Here is a 21,323-nt window from a genome sequence, read left to right on the forward strand (position 1 = left end):
GTAATTATTATGAATAAATATATACTATGTGTAAGCGTTAGTCTTTGTTTGTTGATGTCGTCTTGTCTAAATGACGAATTTCTGGAGGTTTATCCCAAAGGACAGCAAACAGAAGCATCGGTCTTTACTACCTATGACAACTTTAAAACGTATACATGGGGATTGTATAACGTGTTCTTCGGATATACGTATGATACAGGGCAAACGGATGAAATTTTCCGTGGTGATTTTGAATCGGATAACATGATAAAAGGATTGGATGGATATGAAGGTCAGTGGGCATATCGCAAAGCAAAGGCTACGGATGAGTCTAAAGATTGGGATTATGATTATATCCGTCGTGTTAACCTGATGCTCGATAATATTGATCATTCGGAAATGAGTGAAACCGAGAGGGAGCATTGGAGAAGTGTGGGATATTTCTTCCGTTCTTATAAATACTTTCAGATGCTTTCTAAATTTGGTGATATTCCTTGGGTAGAGCATGCTTTGACTGAGGAAAGTCCCGAGCTTTATGGAAAACGTGATAGTCGTGACTTGGTGGCTTCCAATATTCTGTCTAATTTGAAATATGCGGAAACACATATTGGCAGTAATATCGAAGCGGATGGGAAAAATACAATTAATATGTATGTGGTGAAAGCTCTTATTTCCCGTTTTGCTTTATTTGAAGGAACTTGGAGAAAATATCATGGTTTGTCGGGAGCGGATACTTATCTGGAAGAATGTGCCCGTGCTTCTGAAGAGGTGATTAAGCAATATCCGAATGTGCATCCTAAATATGATGAGTTGTTTAATTCGGAAACACTGGATGGGGTGACAGGTATTCTTTTGTATAAGGCTTATGAAACCGGACAGTTAATGCATGGTTTGACCCGTATGGTGCGTACAGGTGAATCTTATATTGAGGCAACGAAAGACGCGGTAGACAGTTATCTTTGTACGGATGGACGACCGGTTAGCACGACGACTAGCCGTTATGGGGGTGATAAGAATATGTATGGACAATTCCGTGATCGTGATTACCGGTTGTATTTGACGATCTGTCCTCCATATATGGTGAAGAAAGAAAACGGACCCAGTACGGCTGATTGGAAATATACGGATAATGCACAGGACAGGGAATTTATGGATTTAATGGCTACGATTTCCGGTGAAACTTATCATCGTTTGCCGTCTTCCAACTTTAAAGGATTCACCGTGCAAGGACAACCTCACTTTAAGAATATGAACTGGGGACAGGGCTGGAACGCTTCCCAAATGGGCTTCTGGGTATGGAAATATTATAATACACATACTGTAGCTACCAACGCGAATGGGGTGAATACAACAGATGCCCCGCTGTTCCGTATAGGTGAGGTGATGGTAAACTATGCCGAAGCGATGTGCGAATTGAACAAGTTCGACCAGGCTGCTGCGGATAAGTCTATTAACAAACTTCGGGCAAGAGCTAATGTGGCGAAAATGGTGGTGAATGATATTAATGATGCTTTTGATCCGAAGCGTGATCCTTCCGTTCCTGCTCTTTTGTGGGAAGTGCGTAGAGAGAGACGAGTTGAATTGATGGGCGAAGGTTTCCGTTTGGATGATTTGCGCAGGTGGAAGAAAGGAGACTATGTTAACAAACAACCGCTGGGTGCCTATGTGACAGGGGCTTCGGCCAAGAATTTGAAAGTAACGGGTGGTGCAGGTGCTGATGAAGGATATGTTTATTTCTTTGATACCCCGCTTGGATGGCAGGAACATTATTATCTGTATCCGTTGCCTTTGAAGCAATTGGCGTTAAATACGAATTTGGAACAAAATCCGGTATGGACAAAGTAATTTTAAATTGAAATGATGCACAAGACCTGTAATATTTTAGTATATTGCAGGTCTTGAAAATTTAAGGTAGAAAATGAAAAATAGAATATCAATAAAATATGCGTTTTTTTGTGGAACAGCTTGCTGCATCTCATCTATACTACGTGCACAACAGGATGCATCCCAAATGAATGTGCTTTTTATAATGGCTGATGATATGCGCCCCGAACTGGGGTGTTACGGGGTAGATGTAGTGAAAACTCCTAATATGGACCGTTTGGCGGCAAGTGGCGTCTTGTTTCAGAATGCGTATTGTAATATTCCTGTGAGTGGGGCATCCCGGGCTAGTTTATTGACGGGTGTATATCCTCATTACCCCGATCGCTTTATTAGTTTTTCCGCCTATGCCAGCAAAGATTGTCCCGAAGCAATACCTATTTCGGGATGGTTCACCCGGAATGGTTATCATACTATTTCGGACGGCAAGGTGTTTCATCATATCAGCGATCATGCGGATTCGTGGAGTGAGCCTCCTTACCGGAATCATCCGAATGGATATGATGTATATTGGGCGGAATATAATAAATGGGAACTTTGGATGAATTCGGAATCGGGAAAAACGATTAATCCGAAAACGATGAGGGGACCTTTTTGTGAATCTGCTGATGTTCCTGATACTGCCTATGATGATGGGAAACTTGCAAACCGAGCTATTCGTGACTTGAAAAGGATGAAGGAGGCTGGCAAACCTTTCTTCTTGGCTTGTGGTTTCTGGAAACCTCATTTGCCGTTCAATGCCCCAAAGAAATATTGGGATTTATATAAACGGGAGGAAATACCTTTGGCTACCAATCGTTTCCGACCTGAAGGATTGCCGGAGCAGGTTCGTAATTCGAGCGAGATATATGCGTATGCACGGGTTGCGGATACGAGTGATATTGACTTCCAGCGGGAGGTAAAACATGGATATTATGCTTGTTTGAGTTATGTGGATGCACAGATTGGCAAGGTATTGGATGCATTGGATGAACTGGGATTATCGGATAATACAATTGTGGTTTTGTTGGGAGATCATGGCTGGAATCTGGGAGAACATGATTTTATAGGTAAACATAATCTGATGAATACTTCTACTCATGTACCGTTGATTGTCCGTGTGCCGGGAATGAAAAAAGGAAAAACAAAATCGATGGTGGAATTTGTTGATTTGTACCCGACTTTATGTGAACTTTGTAAACTGCCTGTTCCCGCTGAACAGCTAAGCGGGCAAAGCTTTGCCGGGGTTTTCAAGAATCTGAAAGCTAAGACGAAAGGTGAAGTCTATATTCAGTGGGAAGGAGGAGATAATGCCGTTGACCGGCGTTATAGTTATGCGGAATGGATGAAAGGCGACGTGAAGAAAGCCAGTATGTTGTTTGACCATCGGATTGACGGGAAGGAAAACAAGAATCGGGTCGATGAAAAAAAATATAAGAATAAGGTTGAATCATTATCTTCTTTTATCAGAATAAAGAAGTCATCATTAAAGAAATAATATGAAAACAGTTTTATTACAGTCCAGCCGTTTGGTATCGGTTGTTTTACTCATGCTTTACGGAATGTCGATGTTTGCCCAGCGACAGGATATCTTGCTAAATAATGATTGGAATTTCCGGTTTTCGCATCAGGTACAGAAGGGAACAGAGGTAAGAGTTGATTTGCCTCATACTTGGAATGCGCAGGATGCTTTGTCCGGTAAGATAGACTATAAACGGGGAATTGGTAATTATGAGAAGAATTTATTTATTCGTCCCGAATGGAAAGGAAAACGTCTTTTTATTCGTTTCGAAGGAGTGAATAACATTGCAGATGTGTTTATAAATCGTCGTCATATAGGTGAGCATCGTGGGGGATATGGAGCTTTTATCTTTGAGATCACAGGAAAGGTGGAATATGGAAAAGAAAACTCTATATTAGTACGGGTGAATAATGGTGAACAGTTGGATATTATGCCTCTGGTCGGTGACTTTAATTTTTACGGAGGTATTTATCGTGATGTACATTTGTTGATTACTGATGAGACGTGTATTTCTCCTTTGGATTATGCTTCCCCCGGAGTACGTCTGATACAGGATAGTGTGAGCCATCGGTATGCTAAGGTACGGGCTATTGTTGATTTATCAAACGGGAGTAGTGGTAATCAGGAAGTGGAGCTTAACGTACGCCTGTTAGATGGTCAAAGGGTGGTGAAAGAAGGAACAAAGAATGTGAATCTTTCTGGAAACGAAGTAATGCAGCAGGAACTTACATTTGAAATCGATCAGCCTCATTTGTGGAATGGTCGTCAGGATCCTTTCCTTTATCAGGCAGAAGTGACTCTTTTCCGGAATGGTCAGATGGTAGATCGTGTTACACAACCGTTGGGACTTCGTTTTTACCGGATCGACCCTGATAAAGGTTTTTTCCTGAATGGAAAACATTTGCCTCTTCAAGGCGTTTGCCGTCATCAGGATAGGAGTGAGGTGGGCAATGCGCTGCGCCCGCAACACCATGAGGAAGATGTGGCATTGATGTTGGAGATGGGAGTGAATGCTGTTCGTTTGGCGCATTATCCGCAGGCTACTTATTTTTATGATCTGATGGATAAAAATGGTATTATTGTATGGGCGAAGTTACGAAAAGAGTGTAAGTTGCAGGAAATGAGCATAGGTTAATTGCTCTTGATAGTAATAGGTTACGATTTAGTTAGTTATCTACTGCGTTCCTCTTCTGCGTATTGCGTAACTTTCAAAGAACTCTTCATATGCAAAAGTAACAATAAAACGGGAGAGTGTGAAATGAATCTCCCTGATTTTTTCTTCTCATACAGCGTTGACTTTTTAGCAGAGGTATTATACAATTGTCATTAGTTTACAAAGCGTTCTATTACCTTCTGATTTTCAGATGGTAACTCATAGTAAGATTGTGCAACAACAATCTCCTGCTCATTGATATCTTGAATATGAGGTTTTAATATTTCCATATCTTCAAACATTACTCCATATTTTAAGAGCCATATTTCTTTAGGATCATCTGTTCCATATTTAATAAAATTTGCAGCCGCGAATGCACGTTCTTCTTGATGACGTTCAAAAAATTTATAAAATGCCGCATAGAGTATATCAGATAATTTAAACCCTATGAGTTTATCTAAATAGTCATATGTGTCATATATAATGCTATCATAGTCAACAGATGAAGCCGCTGTGCCATATTCAAATAGAGGCACAGCAAAGCAATTCTTATTAGGTATTTCTTGATATCTAGCAGTGAATCTAGCTTCTAATTTGAATTCCCATTTATTCCGCTTATATTCAGATCGTTCCTTTGTTCGACTCACATATTGATAGCGTAACTGACACATATTTTTAAACGTTTTGGCTTCTACACGCCAAACCAAAATACGGATTGCTGTATGAAGAATGCTAATTTCTCCTTTTGACAAATCTCGTCTTATATAGTGAGCATAGAATTTTTCGAACAATTCAATCATATTTTTCCAGCGTTCGCCATTAGAAATAACAATCTCAGATGGGATGAATTTATTTTTATAAAACAAGTAATCAAGCAACTGTGATATAAGCTGGTCGCTCTCGTCATCACTTAATCGCTGTAACTTGCTTTGTGGCAAGTTGAGATAATCGTCATAACTGCCATCGTTCAATTCTTGTTTTATTTCTTCTAAATCATCATCATCTAACCTTTCTTCATCAAGCATTGATTTGGATGATAGACGATCTTCCGTATTCATTAATTTACGAAACTTTGTCATACCAGAAGATCTTATTACCACGCACCCATAATCAAATTCAGGAGCTTCTGATGAACGCCCGGCACGTCCTATTAGATTTTTAACCCCAATAGGATCACTCGCCTCAAGTCGATCTAAAAAAACGATGTCAAAAGGCATATTTATACCTTGTTCTAAGGTCGAAGTAGCAAAACAAATTCTACAAAAACCACTCTTTGTGAAGTCCTCAACAACAAGTCGTGCTTCTAAAGGCATCGAACCATGATGTACAACAATGCCATATGAGAGTAAATCAATAAATAAGGAATAGTAATTCCTTGAATAATCAGTTTTGCCTCCAGTATATATCTGTATTTTACTTATAAGATCAAGAGCTCTTTTTTCTGATATTTTTTTACATAGTGAGATATAGGTCTTGAATTCCTGATAAAATTCACGTGATAGTATCTTTGATTTGGAGACATAAAATAACACAGAGCCTTCTTCTTCAATACATTTTGATATGGGATCGAAACTGCATTTGATTTTTCGTGAACCCATTATTTCCTTATTTACACCAAAGTGGAAAAAATCGGAATTATTATATGTAAGATAGAATTGTCCGACATTACGATGCTTATATCTTCTATATGATGCTTGTTCATTTCCTAAATTATTTCGTTCTATCTGAGAAGCTGGATTTTCAATAAATGGTTGAGCGAAAACTAATTTTGCATTCTTGAATTTATCATGGCAACGGCGTATTATGTTATCAAAATACATTCCTCTTAGATTTTCTTCATTGCTTAATTGCGCTTCATCAAACAAAAATAACCCAATATTAAAATCATTGGCATACTTAAATATCTCTCTACAACGCTCTGGGGTAACAATAAAGACATTTTTATTAGCGTGTGCAATATTTACTTTCTCAATAAATGTAAGAATATTAACACTTTTATCAGGAATTAGACTACAAAGTTTTGAATAATACTCATTTATGAGTGCTCTGGAAGGCACAACCACAACAACATCCGTATCACAATCTCGAATTAAATTCATTATGAGATAGGATTTCCCTGTACTCGTAGGAGCAGAAAAGCTAAACACTCTATTCTGAGCTATACCGGAAGCTATGCCAACTTGTACGGGGGTATAGAAATAATTGTAATGTTCATAAATTACATCCTCATACATTCTAAAGATTTGCTCTTTTAATGTTTTTGGTTCAGACAAGCTCTTGTAAAACAATGCCATAAAGCGTAAGATCTCTTCTTCTTTAGAAGCAAAAATCTGCGGATGATATATTTTTATTAAAGATAAAGTCTCAGAATCAGATATGTCAATAAGACCTTTATGAAATATGTTTGAGATGACTTCATCAAGAAGTCGCTCAATATCGCTACCCTCTAAAATTTGTTTTATTCTATTCATACATCAACTGCTACACAGATTAATTCTGAGCTACCTGTTAATTGTTGAAAATAAGCATTGGCTTGGATTTTGGCAATTAATTCATCATCACTTTCATTTTTTGATGCAAAAGCAGCAATATATCCCTTTTGCCCATTATTATAATTTACGAAAGCATTTCGTCTATCTTCTGGAACAAAAGGATGAACTGTAATCAAATCTTTATCATCCTTCTGATCTCTTTTAAAATTAACAATTTGCTTTAGGGCATCATTATGAGCCGTCCTTGCAGCTACATATTTTGATTCTCCAAACAGAATAATGTCATTTAGATTTATCGAATAGAAGTCAAAACCAGGATTTTGGGCTACTTGAGTAGCAATAAGCTCTCCTATAGGTATATCAAGATACTTATAACGATTGACAACTCCTTGCCGAGCAAGTTCTGAAACGACAAGTTCCCCAGAATTAGAATCTACAGCAGTAAGGTTACCATTATTAAGGTGATTTGCTATCGTTCTGACGGTAGGTTCTACTCTTGCATATAAAGACTGTCTAAGATATTCTGGCAAAAATGAATCAATCCAACTCATATTTGCAAGAGAGACAAATATATGGCGGATTGTTAACTGAAGATTATTAGGTTGAATACGCAATAATCTAATATGGGGTTGATGAAAACTACGATCACAAACAATGCTAAATGGCATATTATCACACTTTAGTCGTTATAAGAATTAAGAATATAGTAACCTCCTATTTTTTGGGAACCTTTATATTCTGTTATTCCACTATCAATGAGTTGTTTAACTATTCTTCGTATTGTTCTGATACTTTTATTTATAAAGCCTTTAACATAGTACAAAGTTACAAAGATTTTTTGATTAGTTGCTATTATTAAGTGGTTTATATGTCAAATGTGACGATCTCTCCAATAAAGCGAGAATTTTTCGAGAAACAAGTTTCCTGATTTTATTCTTTAACTCATAAGATTTTCCGTAAAAGCGGTATTGTCCGTCGGAACACCATTGCCCAAAACAAGTTTTGAACAAACGTGTGCCGACTACCGCATAGTTGGAGAAAAGGGCATTGCCTCACGCCTAAACGATGTTTAGACTGATGAAGCAATGCCCCTTTCTTTTGCGCCTATGCCAAGAGGTGCTTTTACGGGTTTTCAAATGATTTTTCTTTTTTCGCTGTCCCTTTTGCCGGAAGCGGAAAGTGAATGCAGAGCGTGTCAGCCTGCCCCATAAATGAAACAGGCGGCCACACATAGCAGGCAAACCGGGAAGAATGATTGTTGTCGCCCGGCAGGACAAGTCCTGTCGGATCGGAAAACAATCATACTTCCTTTGTTGTGGTTTGCCCTTTTCACGTTCCGGTGATGTCTTTTTCCTTTTGGTGATTCCTTTTTTACGGATTTTCCCCTGAAGTTTTTTCTACCCAATCTGCCTCTGTTTTCGTTTACCTCCATTTAGCGCCTTTCAGTGAGCCGCATCAGTCAGTCATTTCCGTTCTGGGCGCAAAGGTAATTCCGGGATTGGACGGGAAAGCAAGGTCAAGCCTCCTGTTTTCGGTAAAAATCTCCAGCCCTGCGGGTAGTATTTTGACCGAAAAACCTTGCATTCCCTAATCCCTACCTTTTCAAGCACCCGAAACGAAAACGACCGATGCGACAGAAAGACGCATAAAAAAAATGTCGGATAAACGAGAGGCAGATAAGATAGTTTGAAACTCAACTCCCTCAGCTCTTGAATCCGCATAAATAACAAAAAAATCAAAAACGGCGAAGATATGACGGCAACGGCAAATTTCAGACAAGTGGCGCAATACATCGGGTTGGCGATATGCGGCTTGATGATGCGCACCGCCTCCGGGGTGTTCGGCATCCTTTGGGGCATCATAAGAGAGATTGTAAACGGAGTGTTCCGAGTGGCGATAGGTGTAATCGTGGCTATCCTTTCCACCATTGCCTTCTTCGGCTTCATCCTTTGGTTACTCACCCTTTAACCCTTACCGACATGGCAAAGAGAAACAGCAGGACGGCAGCGCAGCAGTGCAGGTATTACGAGGTGGACAACATCTTCGTGTATATGGTGGAAACGTACATCAACGGCAATTTCAGCACATTCCGTGAACTCTACCACGAACTGAACAAGGACGCACGGAGGGATTTCATAGACTTCCTTTTCGGTGAAGTAGAGCCGACCTATTGGAGAGAGATACTGAAACAGACAATCTAAAAACGACAGCGATATGAAAGGAACAGACCATTTTAAGAGAACCATACAGATGTATCTGGAACAGCGTGCGGAAGAGGATGCGCTCTTTGCGAAGAACTACCGCAACCCTGCCAAGAACATAGACGAGTGCGTGACCTACATTCTGAACTACGTGAAGAAAAGCGGTTGCAACGGTTTCACGGACGGGGAGATTTTCGGACAAGCCGTACACTACTATGAGGAAAACGAGATAGAGGTAGGCAAGCCGATGAACTGCCAAGCGGTCGTGAACCACGTTGTGGAACTCACGGCAGAGGAAAAGGCGGAGGCACGTCAGGACGCTGTCCGCAGATACCAAGAGGAGGAACTCCGCAAGTTGCAGAACCGCCACAAGCCGAGAACCGCCACCAAAGCGACCGCACAAGAAGTACCACAACCCAACCTATTCAATTTCTGATTATGAAACCGAGAACACGCATACAGCAGGAAGTCGCACGTTTGAGCAAGCGACTACCGAGATTGACCGAAGAACAAAGGGCATACGCTTTCTGCCATTGCTTCAAGCATTACGCAATCAAGAGGGCAAACGGCATGAACATCTGCACCGAGTGCGGACATTCGTGGAAGAGCGACCACGACCTCGCGGACACCATCTGCGGATGCACCTGCCCACATTGCGGCATGGAGTTGGAAACGTTGCGCACCCGAAAGAGCGTTTTCAGAGATATGGAGTATTTCTCCATCGTCACCACCTGCAAGCAGTACCAAGTGGTACGTTTCTTTTCCGTCAATTCCCGATACAAGGCAGGACAACCAGCCGAGTATTCCGTCTTTGAGGTAGTGCAGAGATGGATTGCCCCCAACGGCAGGACAACGACCGTTGCCCGTCTGCGTAGCATGTCTTTATTCTACTATGACTTGTGGAATGAATACAGCGACATGGAGGTGCGCAGGAACCAAGAAACCCGTGCATACGACATCACTCCGAGATGCACCTACCCCCGACAGCGTTTCATTCCCGAAGTGGAGCGCAACGGTTTCAAAGGCGAATACCACAATATCCTGCCTTACGACCTATTCAAAGGCATCCTTTCCGACAGCCGTGCGGAAACGCTGTTGAAGGCAGGGCAATATCAGATGTTGCGCTACTACCTGCACCACTCTTTCAATATCGGGGGGTATTGGGCGTCAATCAAAATCTGCATCCGTAACGGCTACACCATCGCTGACGGCTCCGTGTGGCGTGACACGATAGACCTCCTGCGGCACTTCGGCAAGGACACGAACAGCCCGAAGTACGCCTGCCCCCAAGACCTCAAAGCCGAACACGACAGGTTGGTGGCAAGACGCAACCGCCAAAGGGAACGTGAACGGACGGAACGGCAACGGCAGAAAGCGGTTGAGGATGAAAAACAATATCTGAAAGCCAAAGGCATATTCTTCGGACTTGCCTTTTCCGACAACCTTATCTGCGTCAAGGTCATAGAGAGTGTGGAGGAAATGATAGAGGAAGGACGGATGATGCACCACTGCGTGGGCGGTTACCACAATCGGGAAAACTCCCTTATCCTTTCAGCGACCATTGACGGCAGACGCATCGAAACCGTGGAAGTGTCCTTGAAAACCTTTGAGGTGGTGCAGTGCCGTGGCTTATGCAACGAGAACACCGAACACCACGACCGCATCATCGCCCTTGTGAACAAGAACGCCAACCTTATCCGCGAACGGATGAAAGCGGCATAGCATCAACCCTAAGACAACGATAATATGGAAGTAAGAATTGAAAGTATGATTTGTGTGTGGGATGATAAAATCCCTGCCTTGTTCCTTGAATTTGTCAACCTACTCACTCTCACAACGAGTGAGGGGGAATTGAGAAAGAGCGTAAAGGCGTTTGCCGAGAAACACGGACTTGACAAGTTTTTCCTTTACGGCTTTGGCTCACACCATTTCTACCTGCACCAACGCTACACAAGCAACCCCGAAATGGTGATGAAGAACAGAGTTCTGTCAGTACATTTTTAATCATCTAAAAAGCAACATTATGGCAACACGAATGACTATCAACGGAGTAAGCACCTGTACGGAAGCAGGTACGGAGAAATATGAGCGTTTCCAATCGGGTATCGGCAGACGCAAGCGGACACTTGTGCAGTACGACTACCGCCATACAGACGGAGAACTGTTCGCTTGTGTCAAACCCAATTTGGACGAGTGTCGAACCGCAAGGGACAAGTGGCTGAACGCAAAAGCAGGAAAGGAGGGCAACCGATGAACACGACCTATCAGACGCTGATAGTCAGATTCAGCGAGCCTATCACGGCATTGGACGGTATCTTTAACGATGCCCAAGCGTGGGGAACGGACACCCTCAAAGGGTGGATAGATGATTACGAAAGCACACGTTTCACCGCCACCGACAGCCATACGGCAGTCATCACGAGCGAGTACAACATGGAATGTGTGAAGGAATGGCTGCAACGGCAGACACCCATTGCCGAGATGCGAGAATTTTGAACGGGTTGGCGGTGTCCGCACCGCCAACACTTAAAAACAAAGGATATGATAGCAAAGACGATATTACAGCAGATAGGCGGAAAACGCTTTACCGCCATGACGGGTAGCCGTGATTTCATAGATATGGGCAATGGCTTACGGATGAGCCTTACAAGGAACAAGACAAGTGCCAACCGCCTTGACATCATCTATGATGCGGGGGCAGACCTCTACAATATGCGGTTCTACCGCAGGACATTCAGCAAAAAGACTTTCGAATGCAAGGAAAAGGACATTGCCGTACACGAGGGCATCTATTTTGATATGCTGGAAGAAATGTTCACGATGGTGACAGGACTTTACACACGCTTTTGAGTGGAGGCGGCGAGAGCCGCCCTACTTTCTTTCGGTGAGCATGATGGCGGACAAAGAAAGTAGCAAAGAAACCTCTGTGCCAATCTGCGATATTATTCACAAAAACAAGTTTTAATCATGGAATCAATCAAGCAGGACGGAAAAATCATCTTGCACGGCAACGACGGCATAAGCATAAAGATGATTTTCAAAAACCTTACGGGAAAGAATTTTCAAGGTCGGGAGTATGCGGACTATATCCGTCACATCGCAATCGGTAGCATGGGATTTACGCCCGGCAGCATCGAACTTTGCAGGAATGGTGACGTGACAGACACGGGTACAATCCCGAATGTATGAAAGGCGTAAAATCCGATGAAGTTGGCAGCTTCATCGGATTTTTATTATAAGTAAATAGTATGATTGGGCTGATTTATTTTTGCGAAAAAGGCATTCTTGAAGTATATAGTGGTTTTCCCAATACTTTAGAAGTAAGTAGTAGCAAAAATTGTAATGGTTGTGTTTTAAGAAATTCACTCACCAACCAAATTTCTTTTTCAGAAAGCACTTTTTCAAATAAATATGGATGGTATCTTGTAATAGAACCGAAGAAAAACATCAAGTAATATATAACTGTTGCAGATGATAATGTCAGTTGTTGAACATTCGGGTCTGTTGCATTTAGCGGTAAAAACTTATATATGTTACTTGCATCTTTTATGAGATGATTAGAATTAATATACAACCGATATTCATCTCCTGTGCTATAAGTCCATAATCCTTTAGATGATAGTTGTTTTGAAAATAGATAAAATACGAGCCTACTCAAATTAGGAGTAGTCATATTATAATCCTCTTTCAAGTGCCATTTTAGGTTTATTTCTTCGATGTTATACCCAGCAGAGGTTAGTAAAGTACGTTCATTGGGTGTACTGTTTATCATTCCCTTGTACACTAAATGCCGCCCTTCTTTTTCAATAATAGGAGCTTCAAGACGAATAAAAGATTCTTTTGTCTTAAATGTTTCACTAACTGTTCGATGAATACCTATACAGGACTTCAATAATGAGATTATGTCTATTTTCCACGGACCATTGTCATGGTTAGCTGGATTAGGATGCTTGAATTCTATATTATCACCAAATAATTGCGCAAGTTCATACGCTACGGATATTTTTTGGGAAACACCTCCAGCTGATTTAAGATTTTTTACTGTAACAAAACAGTCTTGTAATTGCGCATTGCTGTTTATACTACAAGAATCGATACCATGATTAAATTCTAAATTTAATGTAAGTAAAGTTGAATTTGTTAGAACAATTGAGGCTTTAGCTATATTAAGAAAAGAATAGTAATACAGCAAAGGTTTTGATTTAATAGGAGCCAGTGATGCTGCTTCATAAAAATACTGTGCTTGTTCAAGAACAGATAAGAGAAAAGGGTAATCTGTCGTTCCCGGAAAGCGTTTCTTTTCTGATTTAATGATATAATGCCAAAGTGCCCATATATCACTCACACGAATCTTTTCTGCTTTCAAAAGATAATCGGTTGAGGATTCTTTTATAAAAATGGGGAAGCCGTATTGAGCTTTGATTTGTTTCATCTTATCTAAAACACATATAACATCTTAATAATGTGCAAAGTTATAAATTATTGTTCTAAACTTATATTATTATGATTGCTTTTACAAAGAATTAGGCATTGTAATAGTATATCACGATCAATCCCGAATGAATGGAAAACACAGAAAATCCGATGAAGTTGACGGCTTCATCGGATTTTCGTTTACAGTCACGGAATATACAGCAGCGCAAACTCCGCCTTCCTCCGTTTGAGCAGCATGGCATGGCGTTTTCCCTTGTAGTTGCAGAAGGCGATATACTCCCGGTAGATGTTTCTGTCGCCCGCCTCCAGCTTTCGGATCAGCGAGCTTTTGGGTATCTTTCCGCTCCCCAAAAGCCGGTATGGTCCGACATTGTAGGCAAGCGTGGCAAGCAAAAGACTGTCTTTTCCGAACTGCCGGAACATCGCGCAGAAGTTCCGCATGTCTTTCCGCAGGAGTGCGTCAGCCTGTCGCTTCGTCATGGTTCGTGCCGAATACCTTTCACCCGGCAGAATTTTGTGTCCCCAACCCACATACGGGTGATGTTTTTCCGAGTGCCAGCCCTCAAAATATTTCGTGCAGCGCACAGCCCTCTCGAAAAGTGGCAGCCGGTAGATTGCCGCCTGCCAGTCCGTTCCCTCTTGGCGGCTGATCCGTGCAGACACGGAACAGACCGCCAGAAGCGAACAGAGCATTGTCATGAATACACGCATCATTTCAGCAAGGGTCTGAAGTTGCCGATGGGAACGATGGTCAAGCCGTCATCCTTTACATTCCGGTTGTTGAAGTCAAATTCCAGCTCGAAGGAGTTGCCGAAGTTGTCCTCCACCACCACGATGAAGTTATGCGCCTCGTCACCCTCCGCCGTATAGTACAGACGGAACTTCCCGTTCTCCAGCAGGTAGCGGTCGTTGGGCAGGAAGGTGATGCCGTTATCCATTTTCAACTTTCCTTCCCCCTCAAACTGGAAATAGCGGATGGTGTAAAGCGTGTTAGCGAAGTCGCCCTCCTTTTTCAGTTCACAGCGGATTTCCACCGTCTGCCCCTTCGTCACCTTGTTCGGTACGGGCATGACCTCCACCGTGAAGGGATAGGACTGTTGAATGTCCATGTCGTCGTCGCACGACACGAAGGTGAATGACACGGCGGCTATCAGGCATAACGCCACCGCCTTGAAGATGTTTGTTCTCTTGTTTCTGTTGTTCAGTATGTTCATTATTTTTCGATTTTTAGATGGTTGTTTTTTTATTTTTCGTTGTCAGTTGCAGGTACTCGTTCAAGTCCTTGCAACCGTCATAGAGGGAGGAACGGTCGGTGACACGCTCCCCATATCGCTTGGTGAGTGCGTCAAGCGTCCGCCGTCCGGCTTCGTCACGGTCGAGGAAACAGCCGATGCGCCCGTAGCCATCCAGCAATCCCGCCACCTTCTCCACGTTGGCGACGGAGTTCAACACAAGGCAGTCAGCGTTACCGGTTACACCAAGCGTCACGGCGGATAGAAAGTCCATGAAGCCCTCGAACACGAGGCACTTTCCAGTCGGGATGTCATTCGCCTTTACCAGCGATACGGACTTCGGAGGTATGCACCCCTTGAAAAAGCGGCTTCTGACTTCATAGCCTCCTGCTATGTTCGGAAAGCCAACGGCAAAATACCGTTTCCCACGCACACCGTAGTTCAAGCGGCAACAGTGACGGGATGCGATGGCGTAAGGGATGCCCCGTTCCGATAGATATTCCGTCAGCAGTGAGCGGAGCAGCGGAGCGACCTCCACATCCTCAAAGACGGGTTCAATCGGCTTTGGTAGATAGGTGGGCTTTCCCCATCCGGTCACCGTCATATTGGCGGTTTCCGCTATGAACTTCGCTTGCGCCATGAAGTCATCACTTTGCAGAAACTCCCCGGCAAGCGTGAAGATGTCGCCGCCTTTGCCCAAGCCGAAGTCGTACCAGAGCTGTTTCGCTACGTTCACACGGAAAGAGGGTGTGCGCTCGCCCCTGTACGGGGCGATATACCACAGCTCGTTACCGCTCCTTCTGACAGGCTCATGCCCCAGCCGTGCGAGAAAATCCGCAAGCGGCATCCTTCTGACAGCATCTATTTCCGTCCTTTCCATGCCCGTGTCAGTTGATGATGAACTTGATACCGACCCCGAACTGCGTGTGAAACTTCCGCGTGTCGCCACCCCAAAGGCAACGCTCCCGCAAGTTGGCAAGCAGGGCGATACGGTCTGCCACGTAGCACTCCACATCGAGCGTCAGCGCACCGCCGTATATGAAGGCGTCCCGGTCGTGCAGCGTGGAGCCGTCATGCAGCACCTTCTTCCCCCAGTTCACCGACTCATATCCGGCAAGAGCCGAAGCCCCGGCATAGACGAATACGATTTTTCGAGTGTCCGACAGTATCTTGAAGTAATAGCCGCCCTCCGCCGTGAACTGCGCCACGGGTATCTTGGTGTTCTTGTAAGGATTGTTTTTCAGGAGGTATTCGCCACCGAACACCCACTTGTTTCCCCTCTTCGTGTAGGTGGAGAGAGCCGCCCCGAAACTGTAGCCGCCGTCTTTGCCACCGGGATTGAAACCGTCCGCCATGTCCGCCCTCACCTCGATACCCTGCATTTTCGGCAGGCATCGCTGGGCGTGCGCCTGCCCCGTGAACAGGGCAAGCGACGCGATGATTATTGCAATGTACTTTCTCATGGTCAGCGCACTTGAAGTTCGTTGATGGTGCCGGCGCGTACCAAATCCTCGTTCTCAATCACGAAGGACTGGTGGCGTCCACCGCTCTTCTCGTTCAGCTCCACAACGAGGCACTTGTCATCGGGGATGGTGAACTTCGCCATCGTGAAGACCGTGCGCTCACTCTTTTTGCCCGGCACGAGGGTGGCGTAGTTCTGCGCACGGAGCGGCAGGATAATCTGCTCCTGCACGGCGGTACGCTTCGCCACCTTCTTGTCCACGATTTTCCATGTGATATAGTCCACATCGAAAGGCACGTTGCTCTGGTTCTTTATCTCCGTGTGGAAATAGAGCAATCCGTTATGCGTGTAGATGCCTTTGAGAAGATACTGGATGCCGAAACGCTTGCAGCCGATATGCTTCACCTCGCGCTTGTTCTGTTTGTGGATGGACTTCATGATAAGTCGCACCAGCATCGGGCTTTCGCTGCCCAGCTCTTTCAGATAGATTTCCTGTGCGTTATTCGGGCGGTTCACCGTGCTGCCGTCATGGATGAAGTCGCACATCTCCACATTGAGCAACAGCGGTTCGGCGGCATACTTCACGTTGAAGGTGTAGAAACTGCCGTCCTCCGTGATGACGGACATGTTGGTTTCGTTGGGAAAATTCCTCACGGTCGCCTTCACACGGATGACGTTCTCCGCTCCGTCGGCTTTCCCGGCAATCAGGTCGGGCGAGCCTAAATCGACATAGCGCACCTCCGCCGGAAAAATGACGTGGACGGTCTTGTCGTAAGTCACTTCCAGACCGTGCGGCGGTATCATGCGGTCGAAGGTCAGCTTGCGTGACAGCCCGTGATATAGGTCGCCGTCCGCCTCCTTCTGCGGACAGATCTCCTTCGTCAAGGTCGGCTGTTCATTACTTCCGTTGTTCTGTTCAACGGTTACATTCTCCTGCGCGTTGGCAGTTGCGATGCCCATAGCGAGGGCAAACATGATGATTACTTTTCTCATTACTTTTGGATTTTTAGTGGTAATTTTTTTTGATTGATGGTTATTTTCAGTCCTTTTCCTGATAGAGCATGACCCTATACCCGGCTTTCAGATGCACCTTGACGGTGCGCATCTTTTTGGCGATATACTGGCTTGTGCCTTGTATCAGCCCCTTGCCCAAGTCGGAGGCGAGCTGCGCCCCGGCATTGGTGGAGATGTTGATGCTGCTTCCGAGTGAGCCGCCCATGTTGGCGGCGACTTCCCGGACAGCGTTCATCTCCATCGAGTTCGGGATGAAGATGCCGGGCTGTCCGTCCGTGTCATAGACCGCAAGCTCCACGGGGATAATCGTGCCGTCGTATTCCAGCGAGGAGATCTCGATGTCGAGTCGTTCACCCTGTATCTTGCCCGTGCCGACCACCACCGCATTGCGTGGGATTGTCCTGCCTGCCACCGCCATAGGCTCCAGCAGATGCAGCCTTACCGTCTGCCCGTCCGTCACGCTCTGCGCCCCATGCACGCACGCCGGTATGGTGTTCCTGTCCGATACCTCCGCCGTGCCGACAGCCGTGTTGAAACCCCGGTTGCGTTCCTGCGATAAGGCGGCGACAAACTCCGCATTGCTCATGGGTTGTGCAAGGGAGGAAACGACTTGGCGTGTCACCTGCCTTACAGGTGTCGCCGTGTTCTTCTTTCCCTTCTGCACGGTAGTTGGCTCTGCCGCCTGTTCCGGCTTTCCTCCGTTCTGACCGCCCATGTACTTTGCCGCCAGCTCATAGGACTTCTCCATAAGTGCCACCTGCTCGTCCATAGAGGAAGCCTTGCCCTTCTCGCTTTCCAGTTCCGATTCCAGCGAGGCGATACGCTCCAACAGCTCGTCCATCTCCGCATTGTCATTCTTCGGCTGTTCGTAAAAGTTGCCGAGGGTGGCGTTCAGGTCACGGTAGGCGGCTGCGGAGGATTGGATGGTTTGCGGCGTGGCGGGCTTTGCCCTTTCTTCCTTGCCGCCCGGATTGGCGAGGTCGAAGTCCGTACCGTCCTCCGTTCCCGCTATCTCGCGGTCGAACATGTCGCCCAACTGCCCGATGGCACGGTTGCGGCTCTCCAGCCGTTCTTCCATCTCCCCATGCTCGTAGGCTTTCAGCTTGTCGCCGATAATCTGCCGGTTCGCCTTGTCAGCGTCGGGCATCTCGGTGTTGTAGCCCTCCGTTCCCGGCGGTTGCTCCTTGCCGGAGGACGGGGCGAATATCAGCCACATCGCCCCAATGAACACCAGCACCATAGCGGGTAGCACGATCATCTTCTGCCGTTTCAGCCGCTGCGCCTCAGTCAGCGGTTCGCGCTCCTTTTTGGGCTTTCCCGTGTCGGGAGCGGTTTTGTTCTCTTTCATCGGTTCATTCTTCGTCTGTTCCATATAAATAAGGTGTTAAGTGATTGTCTGTTTCCGCCGGGGTCGGCAGTTCTACCCGTCCGGCGTGTCCCGTTTCCATACGTGAGCCGTCGTTCCTGCCGATGTCATAGACGGCTCTGCCGAAGGTATAGAGGGCAAGCACCGCGAAAGCGGCGAGCATCCCCAGCACGATGCGGCGGCGTGTTTCCGGCGGCAAGCCGTCCAGATACCCTTTGAGCCTTGCCACCAAGCGTTTTCGTTTGTCGTGGAGTTTCCAATACATGCCCCACATTGATTTTCTGATACTTTTCATGTCCTGTTATCGTTTGATTGTCTGTAAATCCTTGTTCTCGATGATAGTGAAGCCCTCAATGGTGAAGCCATTGGGGTTGTCGTCCGACCGCGATGCGTTCAGCAGGCGGCAGGTGGTCACGAGGCTGCGCTCGGTGACGTTGCTCTGCCGGATGATTTTCTGCGTGGCGTAGGTCACGGCACGGTAGGGATAGGCGTTGAAGTCACACACCACGCTGTCCACCTTCAACACTTGGTTGATGTTTCCGGCGATAATGCGGTTGTAGTACCCCTTCTCGGCGAAGTCCGAATAATAGTGGTACACGCTCTTGTCTGCCAGCAGCAAGGCACGTTTTACGTTGTGTTCAATCGCGCTTTTTTCAGGTGACAGCGTGAAGAAAAGCTCGTGGAAGCGGCGCACATGCTCCCGTGCTTCCGCCGGGCGGTTCTGCGATAAATCCTGAGAGAGAGCCAGCATCAGGCTCTTGCCGTTGTCCAGCACATAGATTTTCTCCCGTTGCTTCTCCGCGAAACGGTAGGAGTTCCAAACGCTCCACACTGTCACCACGGCGCACAGCGAGAGGAAGACGATACCGAACAGGCGTATCTGCCTGAACGACGATTCGATGTTTCTAAGTGATTTGAATTCCATTTATATTTTTAATTTATGATTGCACATTGATTATTTCAGCAATTTGCCGACACGTCCGACTGCGTTTCCTGCGGTCGCTCCTGCAATTCCGCCAGCCATGCTTCCGGCGCGTCCCGCCATCTGGTTCACGTTGCGACCGTAACCGCCCATGCCTCCGGCTTGGATAATCCAGCCGGCAACGGTGGGAATGGTGAAGTAGCCGATGATGCCGATGCAGAGGAACACGATGTACACCCCGTCGCTCGAATCCAGCGAGAAGTTCGGGTCAGCCTGCATCCGCTCGATGTCGCTTTGCAGCATCAGCACCTGTATCTTCGCCAGTATGGTGCTGAACATGTCCGACACCGGCAGCCACAGATAGACCTGTATGTAGCGGCATATCCACTGCGTGAGCGTGCTTTGGAATCCGTCCCACACAGATATGGCAAAGGCTATCGGACCGAGTATCGCCAGCACCACGAGGAAGAAGGTTCGGACGGTGTCTATCACGAGGGCGGCGGCTTGGAACAGCAGTTCGAGTATCTCGCGGAAGAAGTCGCGGATGCTCTTCTTCATGTTGTACATTCCCCGGTCGATATACATTCCCGCCATCGTCACCATGTCGGAGGGCGACCAGCCGAGTTCCTCCAGTTGCTTGTCAAATTCCTCATTGGACACGAGGTAGGCGGTTTCGGGGTTGCGTACCATCGCCTCGTATTCCAGCTTGTCCTTCTGCTCCCGGTATCGGTTCATGTCCAGCGTTTCCGCCTCCAGCATCTTTGCCGTGCCCTGTACGACGGGTGAGAGGATGCTGTTGATCGTGCCCAGCACCACAGTCGGGAAGAACATGATGCACAGACCGATGGCGAAAGGACGGAGCATCGGGAACACGTCTATCGGTTCGGCTCTCGCCAGCGACTGCCATACCCGGTAGGCGACGTAGAACAGCGCGCCCAGCCCGGCGATGCCTTTCGCCACACCCGCCATGTCTCCGCACAACGGCATCATCTGCTCGTAAAGCGAACGTAGAATCTGGTGAAGGTTGTCGAAATTCATAGGCTACCAGTATCTTTCGTTCATGTTTCCGTACAGCCCCATGATGCGGTCGAGGTCGTTCTTCTTTTTCGCACGCAGATAACTCACGGAGATGTTCTTGTTGGTGTAGTAACTCACGAGGTTGCGGTAACGCTTCATCTTCGAGTGGCAGCGTTCCACCACGTCCATGCGCTCCTTGTCGGTCATGGAGAGCGTGGTGATGTTCACCACATTCTTCAGTTCCGTCAACACTTCGTTGCTCTCTTCCAGCAGTTTCGTGTAACCGAAAGCGATTGCCGACAGCTCTTCAGGTCTGAAGTTCCCGTCACGGAGCATCCTTTGGAAACTGTTTACATAAATGTCGGTGATGTCGCCTACCATCAGGATAGTCTGCTGCACCTTGCGGGCGTCCTTGACGAGATTGTTCACCGATTTGAGGGCATCGTAATACTTTTTGCCCTGCTGATAGATTTTCACCGTTTCCTGAAAGTTGCTCACCATGTTCGTGGCGGTCTTGGAGGTATGGATGATGTTTTTGGAGGCATTGATGATACCCTGCGCCAGATTGCCCGGATCGCTTACTACCCACTGTGCGCTTGCCCTGCCTGCGAAAAGCAGGCACAAACAGATAATCATTGTTATTCTTGTTCTCATGTTACTTTGGATTTT

At 46.0% G+C, this 21,323-nt stretch carries 25 protein-coding genes and 1 pseudogene; 12 read left to right on the forward strand and 14 right to left on the reverse strand.

Annotation, left to right across the window (positions count from 1 at the left end):
- The first annotated feature begins 9 nt into the window (after positions 1-9).
- The 3 genes and pseudogenes from KTR06_RS12235 to KTR06_RS12245 all read left to right on the forward strand — a co-directional run.
- Positions 10-1,824, forward strand: a complete 1,815-nt coding sequence (locus KTR06_RS12235; protein ID WP_009039567.1) for a RagB/SusD family nutrient uptake outer membrane protein — start codon at positions 10-12, stop codon at positions 1,822-1,824.
- 73 nt (positions 1,825-1,897) lie between these two features.
- On the forward strand, positions 1,898-3,337 hold the full coding sequence (locus tag KTR06_RS12240) for a sulfatase (RefSeq protein ID WP_009039568.1): 1,440 nt from the start codon (positions 1,898-1,900) through the stop codon (positions 3,335-3,337).
- A 52-nt stretch (positions 3,338-3,389) separates the two neighbouring features.
- A pseudogene (locus KTR06_RS12245) lies at positions 3,390-4,457 on the forward strand (glycoside hydrolase family 2 protein); the annotation flags it as partial.
- A 230-nt stretch (positions 4,458-4,687) separates the two neighbouring features.
- Here KTR06_RS12245 and KTR06_RS12250 read toward each other — a convergent pair.
- The 3 genes from KTR06_RS12250 to KTR06_RS12260 all read right to left on the reverse strand — a co-directional run bounded on the left by KTR06_RS12250 (position 4,688) and on the right by KTR06_RS12260 (position 8,305).
- On the reverse strand, positions 4,688-6,985 hold the full coding sequence (locus KTR06_RS12250) for a DEAD/DEAH box helicase (RefSeq protein WP_005816855.1): 2,298 nt from the start codon (positions 6,983-6,985) through the stop codon (positions 4,688-4,690).
- The gene (locus tag KTR06_RS12255) at positions 6,982-7,674 is read right to left on the reverse strand and encodes a hypothetical protein (protein WP_005816853.1); all 693 of its coding nucleotides are present in this window, start codon (positions 7,672-7,674) and stop codon (positions 6,982-6,984) included. The genes KTR06_RS12250 and KTR06_RS12255 overlap by 4 nt, the downstream gene beginning before the upstream one ends.
- A 454-nt stretch (positions 7,675-8,128) precedes the next feature.
- Positions 8,129-8,305: a hypothetical protein gene (locus tag KTR06_RS12260; RefSeq protein WP_217290380.1), complete on the reverse strand. Its 177-nt coding sequence runs from the start codon at positions 8,303-8,305 to the stop codon at positions 8,129-8,131.
- Between the two features lie 453 nt (positions 8,306-8,758).
- On the opposite strand from KTR06_RS12260, the gene KTR06_RS12265 reads away from it, so the two are divergent.
- The 9 genes from KTR06_RS12265 to KTR06_RS12305 all read left to right on the forward strand — a co-directional run bounded on the left by KTR06_RS12265 (position 8,759) and on the right by KTR06_RS12305 (position 12,396).
- Positions 8,759-8,974 (forward strand): hypothetical protein, encoded by a 216-nt coding sequence (locus KTR06_RS12265; protein ID WP_005816851.1) that lies wholly within the window; start codon positions 8,759-8,761, stop codon positions 8,972-8,974.
- Positions 8,975-8,985: 11 nt separating this feature from the next.
- A complete protein-coding gene (locus KTR06_RS12270) occupies positions 8,986-9,207 on the forward strand; it encodes a hypothetical protein (protein WP_005816848.1) in 222 nt (73 codons plus the stop codon).
- A 13-nt stretch (positions 9,208-9,220) separates the two neighbouring features.
- Positions 9,221-9,643, forward strand: coding sequence for a PcfK-like family protein (locus KTR06_RS12275; RefSeq protein WP_005816847.1), 423 nt, complete (start codon positions 9,221-9,223; stop codon positions 9,641-9,643).
- A 2-nt stretch (positions 9,644-9,645) separates the two neighbouring features.
- Entirely contained in the window at positions 9,646-10,929 is a 1,284-nt protein-coding gene (locus KTR06_RS12280) for a PcfJ domain-containing protein (protein WP_032534630.1), read from the forward strand.
- A 24-nt stretch (positions 10,930-10,953) separates the two neighbouring features.
- Complete coding sequence (locus KTR06_RS12285; RefSeq protein ID WP_005802259.1) at positions 10,954-11,211, forward strand: hypothetical protein; 258 nt, start codon at positions 10,954-10,956, stop codon at positions 11,209-11,211.
- A gap of 19 nt (positions 11,212-11,230) precedes the next feature.
- Complete coding sequence (locus KTR06_RS12290; RefSeq protein WP_005816843.1) at positions 11,231-11,461, forward strand: DUF3873 domain-containing protein; 231 nt, start codon at positions 11,231-11,233, stop codon at positions 11,459-11,461.
- The gene (locus tag KTR06_RS12295) at positions 11,401-11,703 is read left to right on the forward strand and encodes a hypothetical protein (protein WP_316929544.1); all 303 of its coding nucleotides are present in this window, start codon (positions 11,401-11,403) and stop codon (positions 11,701-11,703) included. Before KTR06_RS12290 ends, KTR06_RS12295 begins: the two co-directional genes overlap by 61 nt.
- A 45-nt stretch (positions 11,704-11,748) precedes the next feature.
- Complete coding sequence (locus KTR06_RS12300; RefSeq protein ID WP_005802263.1) at positions 11,749-12,057, forward strand: hypothetical protein; 309 nt, start codon at positions 11,749-11,751, stop codon at positions 12,055-12,057.
- 117 nt (positions 12,058-12,174) lie between these two features.
- Positions 12,175-12,396 carry a hypothetical protein gene (locus KTR06_RS12305; RefSeq protein WP_005816839.1) on the forward strand — a complete coding sequence of 74 codons (222 nt, stop codon included), beginning with the start codon at positions 12,175-12,177 and terminating at the stop codon, positions 12,394-12,396.
- Positions 12,397-12,469: 73 nt separating this feature from the next.
- Here KTR06_RS12305 and KTR06_RS12310 read toward each other — a convergent pair whose 3' ends face one another.
- The 11 genes from KTR06_RS12310 to KTR06_RS12360 form a co-directional block, all read right to left on the reverse strand.
- Positions 12,470-13,639, reverse strand: coding sequence for a YaaC family protein (locus KTR06_RS12310; protein WP_005816837.1), 1,170 nt, complete (start codon positions 13,637-13,639; stop codon positions 12,470-12,472).
- A gap of 188 nt (positions 13,640-13,827) precedes the next feature.
- Complete coding sequence (locus KTR06_RS12315; protein ID WP_005816835.1) at positions 13,828-14,355, reverse strand: glycoside hydrolase family protein; 528 nt, start codon at positions 14,353-14,355, stop codon at positions 13,828-13,830.
- Complete coding sequence (locus KTR06_RS12320) at positions 14,352-14,855, reverse strand: DUF3872 domain-containing protein (RefSeq protein WP_005816834.1); 504 nt, start codon at positions 14,853-14,855, stop codon at positions 14,352-14,354. The genes KTR06_RS12315 and KTR06_RS12320 overlap by 4 nt, the downstream gene beginning before the upstream one ends.
- 13 nt (positions 14,856-14,868) lie before the next feature.
- A complete protein-coding gene (locus KTR06_RS12325) occupies positions 14,869-15,753 on the reverse strand; it encodes a toprim domain-containing protein (protein ID WP_005816832.1) in 885 nt (294 codons plus the stop codon).
- Positions 15,754-15,760: 7 nt separating this feature from the next.
- Positions 15,761-16,336: a conjugal transfer protein TraO gene (locus KTR06_RS12330; protein ID WP_005816829.1), complete on the reverse strand. Its 576-nt coding sequence runs from the start codon at positions 16,334-16,336 to the stop codon at positions 15,761-15,763.
- 2 nt (positions 16,337-16,338) lie between these two features.
- A complete protein-coding gene (traN, locus tag KTR06_RS12335) occupies positions 16,339-17,328 on the reverse strand; it encodes a conjugative transposon protein TraN (RefSeq protein WP_005816827.1) in 990 nt (329 codons plus the stop codon).
- 46 nt (positions 17,329-17,374) lie between these two features.
- Positions 17,375-18,721, reverse strand: coding sequence for a conjugative transposon protein TraM (gene traM / locus KTR06_RS12340; RefSeq protein WP_005816825.1), 1,347 nt, complete (start codon positions 18,719-18,721; stop codon positions 17,375-17,377).
- A complete protein-coding gene (locus KTR06_RS12345) occupies positions 18,702-19,010 on the reverse strand; it encodes a TraL conjugative transposon family protein (RefSeq protein ID WP_004293888.1) in 309 nt (102 codons plus the stop codon). The genes traM and KTR06_RS12345 overlap by 20 nt, the downstream gene beginning before the upstream one ends.
- Positions 19,011-19,016: 6 nt before the next feature.
- Positions 19,017-19,640, reverse strand: coding sequence for a conjugative transposon protein TraK (gene traK, locus KTR06_RS12350; RefSeq protein ID WP_004293887.1), 624 nt, complete (start codon positions 19,638-19,640; stop codon positions 19,017-19,019).
- Positions 19,641-19,670: 30 nt separating this feature from the next.
- Positions 19,671-20,675 (reverse strand): conjugative transposon protein TraJ, encoded by a 1,005-nt coding sequence (gene traJ, locus KTR06_RS12355; protein WP_005816821.1) that lies wholly within the window; start codon positions 20,673-20,675, stop codon positions 19,671-19,673.
- A gap of 3 nt (positions 20,676-20,678) precedes the next feature.
- Positions 20,679-21,308, reverse strand: a complete 630-nt coding sequence (locus KTR06_RS12360) for a DUF4141 domain-containing protein (RefSeq protein ID WP_025072698.1) — start codon at positions 21,306-21,308, stop codon at positions 20,679-20,681.
- Between the last annotated feature and the right edge of the window lie 15 nt (positions 21,309-21,323).

The organism is Bacteroides sp. MSK.20.12, assembly GCF_019052435.1.
Taxonomy (GTDB): Bacteria; Bacteroidota; Bacteroidia; order Bacteroidales; family Bacteroidaceae; genus Bacteroides; species Bacteroides xylanisolvens.